The sequence below is a fragment of the Deltaproteobacteria bacterium CG11_big_fil_rev_8_21_14_0_20_49_13 genome, assembly GCA_002796305.1.
Classification (GTDB): domain Bacteria; phylum UBA10199; class UBA10199.
In genome coordinates, this window is record PCWZ01000071.1 from 11,280 (window position 1) to 14,060 (window position 2,781).

At 52.6% G+C, this 2,781-nt stretch carries 1 protein-coding gene; it reads right to left on the reverse strand.

The features are described 5' to 3' along the window. Nucleotides 1-75 precede the first annotated feature (75 nt). Nucleotides 76-2,289 (reverse strand): dehydrogenase, encoded by a 2,214-nt coding sequence (locus COV46_06830; protein PIR16824.1) that lies wholly within the window; start codon nt 2,287-2,289, stop codon nt 76-78. Nucleotides 2,290-2,781 lie beyond the last annotated feature (492 nt).

The window sequence follows — 2,781 nt, forward strand, 5'->3', positions numbered from 1 at the left end:
TTCGGGGCTCGCAATGACAGAACAAGCAGGTTTTTAGAGGCGCCCATTTGTCATTTATCATTCATTTATCATTGGTCATTTTGCATTGGCCATTGCCTTAATGATCTTCTCCGCCGTTATAGGCAGCTCTCTAAATCTTACGCCGGTTGCATAATATATCGCGTTCGCAATGGCCCCGCCCATGAGCTCATTTACAGGTTCGCCGAGGGCCTTTGCCCCCCATGGGCCGGCAGGGTCTGTATTTTCAACGATCACGGCCTCCATCTCCGGAGTTTCGCCGGATGTCACTATCTTATATTTATCGAAATTAAGGTTCTCAATAACGCCTTCCTTGTGGATTATCTCTTCCTTCAGGGCAAAACCCATTCCCATGACCATTCCGCCGTATATCTGCCCCCTCGCCATCTCCGGGTTGATCGCCTTGCCCATGTCGTGAACGCCGACCATCTTTCTTACGCGGACCTTGCCTGTTTTGCCCTCGACGACAAGCTCTACCGCCTGGCATCCGTAAACGTAGGTGAAGTAGGCGTTTCCCTGGCCGGTCTCTTCGGTCCACGAGACGGGCGGGCCGTTCCAGACGCCAAGCGCGTGAAGTTGAATGTTCATCGAGTGGCAGGCGGAGACCGCGCCTTCGAACCCCATGTCGGCAAAGGGACGCAGTTTTTCTTTTATCTGCCGGCAGGCGTCTATTACCGCGTTGCCTCCGACAAGTGTTCCGCGCGAGGCAACGGTTGGGCAGGAATCGGGGACGGAGAGTGTATCGACATCCTTATATATGATGCGGTCGATAGGTATTTTGAGCTCTTCGGCGCATATCCTTGCCATAACGGTTTTGAGCCCCTGACCGTTCTCCGCAACGCCCACCTCAAGTTCAACAAGCGCGTCCGGAGTTACTTTAATGATGGCCGAACATGTGTCCTTTCCTTCGTGGCCCAAAGAGACGCCCCGGTAGGAACAGCAGATGCCGATGCCGTAGTAATTTTCATCTTCGTCGGGCTTTCCGTGAGAACACTTTGCGAACTTTTCGCTCCAGCCTATCTTTTTTAGGCAGATATCCACCACTTCCGCTATCGATACCTTGTGGTTGTCGAGTTTTTGGCCGGTGTGGGTTGTGCAGTCCTGCGTGAAAAAGTTTCTGCGGCGAAGCTCTATCGGGTCCATCTTAAGTTCGGCCGCCATTTCATCCATGAAGGATTCTATGGCAAAGTTCATCTGGGGGCTTCCGAATCCGCGCATGGCGCCGGTAAAGGTGTTGTTGGTATAGACCGCGTCCGAGTTGCACTTGACGTTGGGATAGATGTAAGGACCGGTGCACTGGACGGTAGGGCGCCAGATAACAAAGGGCGATGTGGAGCAGTACGCCCCGGCGTCGGCGGTTATCTTTACCTCAAGGGCCTGAAGTTTTCCGTCGTTCTGAACGCCCCCCTTGAACGTCACGTGGAAAGGGTGGCGCTTGTAGCTTTCGCGCACGGATTCTTCGCGCGTGTAGATTATCTTGACGGGGCGTTTCAGTTTGAGGGCAATGATCGCCGCGCGGGCGCAGATGATGGATATGGTATCGTCTTTGCCGCCGAAGCCGCCGCCAAGAGTTGTCTGGATTATCTGCACCTTATTTAGAGAAAGCCCAGTTGCCCGTGCAGTGAACCTCTGCGCCGTGAACGGGTGTTGCATGCCGCCTCTGACGGTCACCGAATCGTCGTTATTTGCCACGGCAACGCACCCCTCCGGCTCCATGTAGGCGTGCTCAACGTGCTGGGTCCTGTACTCCCTTTGAACAACCGCTCGACTACGCTCGGGGCATGTTTTTTCACCGCTTTTGAACCACTTTTCCGCGTCCCCATGCCTTACAGAATAATGGCAACAGATATTGCTTCCCCGTTCCGGATGGATAATGGGCGCGTCGGGCCTTAATGCCTCCTCGGGCGAAAAGAGCGTCTTTAGCGGTTCGAACTTTAGGCATATCTTGTCGCGCGCTTCATATGCGGCTTCAAGAGACTCCGCGGCTATCATGGCAATGACGTCGCCATGATATCTTGTGACATCTTTCACGAATATTCTGTGGTCCTTGATAATGCCGCCGGTTTTGTTATCGCCGGTAACGTCATCGGCCGTGATTATTCCAACCACGCCGGACGAGGTCTTTGCGCGGGAATAGTCCACGAATGTCAACTTTGCGCGAGGGTGGGGGGCGTGCAGGGGGACAGCGTAGAGCATGCCGTCGATATAAACATCTTCGGCATAGATAGCCCTTCCCGTGACCTTTGCAAAAGCATCGATGCGAGTTACCATTGAATAGGGATTTAAGCCTCAATCCCTTAAAACTCAAGTCAAAAAATCACAAGACGTGGAACTCGGAATAGACATCGTAACCCCCCTATAAAGAGGATAAGGTATATGTTGGATAGAGAATGGGGGGAGTTAAAGAAAGTTACCCACAGTCCGCACACACCAGCCCGTAAGGAGCTGGTGTGTGCGGACTGTGGGTAACTTTCTTTTTTTTTGATTTGCGAGAAGAGTTATCCACACCTCACGCGCACCGGCTAACCTTCGGCGCCGGCGCGTGAGGTATGGATAACTCACTCGTTCGCCGAATATAAAAAATAGGCACAGAGGCCGACCAACCTGATAAAGGGATAGTTGTCCAAACAAACCCACAGGAGGTCAGCATGTGCCCGATAGGATATTACATGATGTTACGAAATTATAAAGACCCAAAGCAGTTAAGGTTGAAGCTGGTACTATATGCAGATGAACACGGTAAAAAGGCCACGGCTCGCCGTT

Excerpts from the sequence above, each read along its gene's own strand:
- COV46_06830 (PIR16824.1), bottom strand. The coding sequence starts at position 2,289 with ATGGTAACTCGCATCGATGCTTTTGCAAAGGTCACGGGAAGGGCTATC.